Here is a 6042-nt window from a genome sequence, read left to right as displayed (position 1 = left end):
CTTCTGCTTTCGCTTCTTGATAAACTCTGGTTTGCTCTAAATCAATTCCTAACATGGCTTCGACCTCTACTCGGCTCAGATTAATGAACTTGTAAACAGCGATGGTTGTAATTACATCTATTATGTCATCCTTCGGTAGGGGGCTTGTTTCTTCAGCCTTGACCCGCTCAATTAACTGTTTTGCTTGCGTTACCATTTGTGCTTCGGAAGCTAGAGTGAGTTGCAACAAGCTAATTGCGACTGGTTGCTCTTCGGGATTACCCAACTCATCTAGATAAATCCGTCTCACTTGCGAACTGTTGATGAGCGAGCGATGGAGATTTGTCTTTTGTGGTTACTAAACTCCTTGAGCGAAAAATCACTACTCCATACCAATCATCATACACCCATGAATTGCGATGCAGATACAGTAACGATTCTGAAAAAAAGCGATGGTACAGCAACTCATCTTTCTGGAATTGAACTTCGGCGAAGAAGATCGTTTGCGGTGAAGTGTTTGGCGGAGGTAAAAATACACCATCAATTCTGAAGGTGGGTTCTTTGACCTCTACGGACTCAAAACGGTAATTGTCTGCATTTGCAGGTGGTTGTTCCACTAATTCAAACAGCAATCTGGGAGATCGCTTAAAAATGGTATAAAAAATGGCATCACGTCTCACTACTCACTCCTATAACTAGGGTAGTTTCGGGAAATTTGTCTTGTCACGATACCATTATCTTGTGTCAATTACAACTCCATTTTCTTGAGAAAAGGAACTGGAAATTTGCGCTTGGGTACTAGGAAAGAGATATTTTTGTGTTTGGTTGTCCAATGTTCCTGTTGTTAGCTGTCTTGAAAATAAAGTGTGGAGGACTATTCTCCATTCCGGTATGGAAAATTGAGTTCCAGAAGAGTGCAAGGGGCATATGTGAAATTTGAGATTTGTTTAGGCATAATAAAACTACATAGCATTTATTTTTTTGATATGACACAGCTGTCTCATCCACGACGCACCCGTATCTTACCTCTATCTCCCATAGCACCAGAAGAAAAAAGTCGCCGTCAAGAACAACGGGATGCTCTTGCTGTAAGGTGTCGTGCTATCTTCGAGCGATTGCGTCCACAGCTAATAGAAGCGTATTACAACTGGCATATTGCGATCGACCCCGATACAGAACAGTATCTCATTGACCCGACCTTAAAGGGAATAACGCAAAAAATTCGCGATACCTACGGTTATACTAACGAGGTAAAACTGACTATCTTTCGATTAAATGATACAGGAACCTGCGGCAGAATATGGGTGTAGGTTCATTTGGCGACAACGGTGAGCTATTTTTTGAAATTCAGCTTGTTGCGATCGAGGGAGAGGAATTTTCTGTTGAAGCTTTATTCGATACAGGGTTTACTGATGGGTGGTTAGCTATAAATTCCCAAGATCTAAAAGCTTTAGGGTGGGAATTGATGACTTCTCAAATTGAAATGAGGATAGCAAGAGGGTCAGCACAGTTCGCTCTTTATGAAGGTAAAATCATTATAGACGGTACGGAGGTTATCATCCCCGTTCATGTTGGGGACGATGTTCCAGATACCTTGATGGGAGCGTTATGGCTGGATATTATGCAGCTTGTGGTCAACAAACCAAGAGGAGTATTGACATTAGAGATGACAGACAGCAATTAATCCATTTTTACAACTGGTCACTGGTTACTGGTCAGGTGCTCACTGTTCACTGTACTAACATTAACACTCCCAAAGGTAAAACTTCAGGCGATCGCAGTGCTAATCTTGACTCTAACATTGCCAAACACTGCTTGTATATACGTAGCACTCCATCAGCTTCACTACGAAGACGCACGGATTGAGCAGTATCTATTGAAAATCCTGACAACCTTTCTAAGGGATGGGTTAAAGACATCCAAGTCGATTCAGACACGGTTAAAGCTGAAGTATCAAATAAAGTAGTTTGCACCGCATTTTCCACGTTCCCAGTAATTTCTTGACTGCGCTGTTGCAACCACTCAGTTTGTCGGGCTTTTTCTGTCTCCAACTCGCGCCTGCGTTCTTTGATAAATTCTTCCGCCACAGATAACCAATTCGTTTGGGCGACATCTTGCGCTTGCTGAGTTGCAGTTTCCCAACATGACTCAAAGTGATTTTTCCACACATTTTTTGTACTTATCGCCTGTTTCAGATCTGCTAAACTAAGCCAATCTTGGGCTTGGTCATAAAACTCTGTTTCCCCATCTGACCCAACTTTTACCGCCAACACTTTCTCGAATTCCGCTCCCGCATTGCTAGCAACTCTACCTAAAAAAGTAAATAGCAAGGTTGGTTTCTCTACATCGGCTTTCACCGCACTGACACGGCTATCTTTAGTGTTGCGATCGGTACCGCCAAAGGACAAATTCCGCACTCTATCCACAGCACGCCTTATCCAACACCACCATGTCATAACTCGCTCTTTCCAAGAATTCCAGAATTTTTTCTTGCTTAAGAAAATCAATGGACGCGATGCCCAAAGGAATATAATCAAAAGGATTCGCCCCCAGTTCCGTACTGCGACGAATTTCTTCCAACCTTCCTCGGTTTACCTCATCCATACGCAAACCAAAGCGTTCAGACATTTCTAGCTTCCACTGTTCCAACAACGGACCAGCAGGACAAACAATTAGAACGCGATGCACTACCCGTCGCGCCATCAACTCGGTAATAATCAATCCAGCTTGAATGGTTTTTCCCAACCCAACCCCATCCGCTAACAGCAACCGTACTCTGCTCATGCGGATTGCGCGTAATACAGGAACCAATTGATATGCTTCCACGCGCAGGCGACCTGGTTGTACGGCGAGTAGAGCATCGCTCAGCAAAGCCTGTTCCAACAAAAAAGCTTGATGGTATACTAACCAATTAGGTAAAGGCGCGGCTTTATCGGGACGCAGATCGCGAATCACTGGCTCTACAGATTCAAAAGGATGGAGAATGTCAAATTCTCTACCTCAGAGTTCTCCTTCCAAGCAACGCAACCTGTAAAGAGTTTGTTGTCCCAGATGGGTAGCACTCACTATCTCCCAGCGCAAAGAGCGTGCTTCAACTTCTGTACCAGGTAGTAAATTTGTCATTTCTGAAGCACCATATTTAGATATTTATAATGTAAGTTGAGCAGACAAAAAGCAAGTGCTTCTATGTTGTGGGTTTTATTTGTATGTTATAAAGGTTGTGCTCCTTATTAAAAAATAATGCATACAATACATATTTTGTCAACAGATGAGGGCGCGAGTTTGTCAAACATTGTAATAGTACAGTACGGTGAAATCAGTTTACTAGACAAAACAGTACATGAGTATTGAAAACTGGGCTTTTGACAAGTGCGATACGGCTTTAGCTGTTATGCGTCCCTTATCGAGAAGCTAGATAATGTTTAGATTTAAAGAGACTAGGAGTGTATAAAAAATTAAGCTAATAACTATTTCTCTTCGCTTATGCTCAGGCGACTATTATATATATTTAGTCTAACTGTAACTGGCACTGGTGGTGTTTTCTTCTTTTTTTGGTATCAAGCAACTCAACTACCAGATTGGTATAAGAATTCACAAACCCAACAAATCAGCCCACCTATGGCTGAAGATAAGGTTCCTTCAAACGACCAAATCGAACAACTTCAAAAAGCACAGAAGCAACAAGCGCAAAAGCAAGTGTTGCGTAAAATTTCCAATCATCTTAAAGGTACAAAAGGTAAAGGTGAAGTGCAACTAGATGCAAATGAAGTGAATGCTCTTATCGATTCGGGAATTGCTCAATCTACTGACAAAAGCCGTCTTGCTCAAGCTGTTGTCAGTACAAAGACTCAAATTGAAAACGGTACAATCTCAACAGGCGCGGTCATCGATTTAAGAGAAATTCCTTTTAACGAGCTGCAAAAGGGAGAACAAATAGTGGTTTCTAAGTTACTCTCGGTTATACCCATCTTGAGATATCACCCCGTCTATGTGGAACTTGAAGGAAAACCAACTCTCCGCAACAAACAAGTCAGCCTAGATGACACAACTCGCATTAAACTTGGTAACATCAGTTTTTCTTTGTTAGATTTATCTAAGCGCTTTGGATTTTCAGAAGAACGATTGAAGCAACAAGTTGCTAAGAAATTAGAAAATCTGCCTGTAGAGGTAGACGAGGTGGAGGTGGTAGGCGATCGCTTAGTTGTTCGCGGTTCAGGTAGTCATAAAAAAGGCAACAAAAGCACTTCAAGAGAATCAACCTAGCTTTACATCTCTGTCTCACTACAGATGTCAACTATCTTAAGATTGTTTTAATTGTTAAGAAAATATGTAATCATATTAACGTTTAAGTATATATACTTAATTTTTTGAGCGATTTTTAACAAGCAGGCATTTCATTTATGCAATACACTCAGCGCCGCCGAATTTTGGTTGTAGATGATTTTGTACTAAACGTATCGTTACTTCAAACTGCTTTAGAAGCTGAAGGTTATGAAGTAGATACAGCAACGAATGGAAATTCGGCTTTGGCAAAAATTGAGGCTTCCCCCCCCGATTTAGTATTGCTAGACATTATGATGCCAGGAATGAATGGTTATGAAATCACTCAATGTATCCGTCAAAATGAGAAATTACCCTTTATTCCAATTCTACTTGTGACTGGTTCTGATGACACTCGTGTCATAGAGGACTTGAAGATAACAGAAGATGATTTTATCCGCAAACCAATTAACTTCGATCGCTTGTTATCCAAAATCAACTCCGTTTGGAATTGAATTAGGGCATTGGGCATTGGGCATTGGAAATATCGATTGCTATGCTAGGTTAGCAGCTAGCAACTAATTACTAACTGCTAACCCCTGACCACCTATAAACTAGGAGGTAATATGACGTTATCAATCACATGGATAACGCCGTTGCTAGCTTTAATATCAGATTGAACGACTTTAGCATCATTAACCATGACACCACCTTGTTCAACCTTGACATTAATTGCACCGCCTTCAACGCTTTTGATTTCGCCTGATTTTAAGTCTTTAGACTGTACAGCACCAGAAACAACATGATATCTTAATATTTTTGTGAGTACTTCCTTGTTTTCAGACTTAAACAAGTCTTGTACAGCATCTTGTGGTAACTTAGCAAAAGCTGCATCGGTAGGTGCAAAAATAGTGAAAGGTCCCTTGCCTTGTAAGGTTTCTACTAGCCCCGCTGCTTTCAATGCTTTAGTTAGTACTGTAAAAGACCCGTTAGACTCTGCCACTGCTACTATGTCCTTGCCTTCGGAAGTACCAGATGATGGCTTATCCGGAGGTGTAGTCGGTGTTTCTGTTGGAGGTGTAGTTGGTGTTTCTGTTGGGCTAGAAGGAGGCGTACTGTCAGGAGCCGTAGATGGAGGTTGCGTGGGACTGGTCGATCCCCCAGGACAAGCAGCGCGGTTATAGGGACACTCCTGCAAAATACTTGGTCTTGGATTTATCGCACCGCCTTGAGCTACTACGTTTTTAGTCGGAGTTTTAGTGGACTTTGTAACTTCTGATGCAGGTGTTTTGAGCGTAGATTGTGAGCCAACCCCAAGACGTAGACTCTTGTTATATGGCATTTCATTGAAAATACTGGGGTTAGGATTTAATACCTCGTTTGCCCCAACAGGTAACCCAAGCACGAGACTAACACTCGTTACTCCCACAATGCTAGTCAATTGCTTCAGCAAATTGCCGTATTTTACCTTCATAAAACTTACTTGGCTTCTATTTTCACATCTCACCACTATTGATTTATATCATTTTGCTACACCTAAAATCTCACATAAGCAGTAATTAACAGTGACCAGTTAATTTCCATACTTATAAAGTAGGGAATTTGAATAATGAATAAAGTTTTTTTCCATAAATAAATCTAGAAACTTATACAGTCTCTTTTACTGATGAGCGATCGCTGGTCACTGGTCACTGGTCACTGGTCGCTGGTCACTGGTCACTGGTCGCTGGTCACTGGTCACTGGTCGCTGGTCACTGGTCACTGGTCACTGGTCGCTGGTCACTGGTCACTGGTCACTGGTCA

Annotated in this window: 10 protein-coding genes; 4 read left to right on the top strand and 6 right to left on the bottom strand. The window is 41.7% G+C overall.

What is annotated here, in order from left to right; translation table 11 throughout:
- Positions 1 to 289 (bottom strand): DUF2887 domain-containing protein (locus ACKTT2_RS00810; protein ID WP_407882994.1); only part of this gene is annotated, 289 nt, incomplete at its 3' end.
- On the bottom strand, positions 267 to 659 hold the full coding sequence (locus ACKTT2_RS00805; protein ID WP_407882992.1) for a DUF2887 domain-containing protein: 393 nt from the start codon (positions 657 to 659) through the stop codon (positions 267 to 269). The genes ACKTT2_RS00805 and ACKTT2_RS00810, both read right to left, overlap by 23 nt.
- 306 nt (positions 660 to 965) lie before the next feature.
- Between ACKTT2_RS00805 and ACKTT2_RS00800 the strand changes: the two genes are divergently transcribed.
- Both ACKTT2_RS00800 and ACKTT2_RS00795 read left to right on the top strand, forming a co-directional pair.
- Positions 966 to 1289 (top strand): hypothetical protein, encoded by a 324-nt coding sequence (locus ACKTT2_RS00800; protein ID WP_407882990.1) that lies wholly within the window; start codon positions 966 to 968, stop codon positions 1287 to 1289.
- Positions 1280 to 1663, top strand: a complete 384-nt coding sequence (locus tag ACKTT2_RS00795) for an aspartyl protease (protein WP_407882988.1) — start codon at positions 1280 to 1282, stop codon at positions 1661 to 1663. Before ACKTT2_RS00800 ends, ACKTT2_RS00795 begins: the two co-directional genes overlap by 10 nt.
- A 46-nt stretch (positions 1664 to 1709) precedes the next feature.
- On the opposite strand, the gene ACKTT2_RS00790 is transcribed toward ACKTT2_RS00795, so the two are convergent.
- From ACKTT2_RS00790 to ACKTT2_RS00780, 3 genes are read right to left on the bottom strand one after another with little or no spacing between them, the layout of a single operon-like run.
- Positions 1710 to 2435, bottom strand: coding sequence for a hypothetical protein (locus tag ACKTT2_RS00790; protein WP_407882986.1), 726 nt, complete (start codon positions 2433 to 2435; stop codon positions 1710 to 1712).
- Complete coding sequence (locus ACKTT2_RS00785; RefSeq protein WP_407882984.1) at positions 2398 to 2934, bottom strand: SNF2-related protein; 537 nt, start codon at positions 2932 to 2934, stop codon at positions 2398 to 2400. Before ACKTT2_RS00785 ends, ACKTT2_RS00790 begins: the two co-directional genes overlap by 38 nt.
- Positions 2935 to 2979: 45 nt before the next feature.
- Entirely contained in the window at positions 2980 to 3102 is a 123-nt protein-coding gene (locus tag ACKTT2_RS00780; RefSeq protein ID WP_407882982.1) for a hypothetical protein, read from the bottom strand.
- 360 nt (positions 3103 to 3462) lie between these two features.
- On the opposite strand from ACKTT2_RS00780, the gene ACKTT2_RS00775 reads away from it, so the two are divergent.
- The gene (locus ACKTT2_RS00775) at positions 3463 to 4242 is read left to right on the top strand and encodes a hypothetical protein (RefSeq protein WP_407882979.1); all 780 of its coding nucleotides are present in this window, start codon (positions 3463 to 3465) and stop codon (positions 4240 to 4242) included.
- A 137-nt stretch (positions 4243 to 4379) separates the two neighbouring features.
- On the top strand, positions 4380 to 4754 hold the full coding sequence (locus ACKTT2_RS00770; protein WP_407882976.1) for a response regulator: 375 nt from the start codon (positions 4380 to 4382) through the stop codon (positions 4752 to 4754).
- Positions 4755 to 4846: 92 nt separating this feature from the next.
- Here the strand turns inward: ACKTT2_RS00770 and ACKTT2_RS00765 are convergent, their stop codons facing one another.
- Positions 4847 to 5713: a fasciclin domain-containing protein gene (locus ACKTT2_RS00765; protein WP_407882974.1), complete on the bottom strand. Its 867-nt coding sequence runs from the start codon at positions 5711 to 5713 to the stop codon at positions 4847 to 4849.
- Between the last annotated feature and the right edge of the window lie 329 nt (positions 5714 to 6042).

It is taken from the genome of Scytonema hankhaensis NUACC26, assembly GCF_045865695.1.
In the GTDB taxonomy this organism is placed as follows: domain Bacteria; phylum Cyanobacteriota; class Cyanobacteriia; order Cyanobacteriales; family Nostocaceae; genus Scytonema.
The sequence above is the reverse complement of the archived record's forward strand: the minus strand, read 5'-3'. Positions and strand labels throughout refer to the sequence as shown.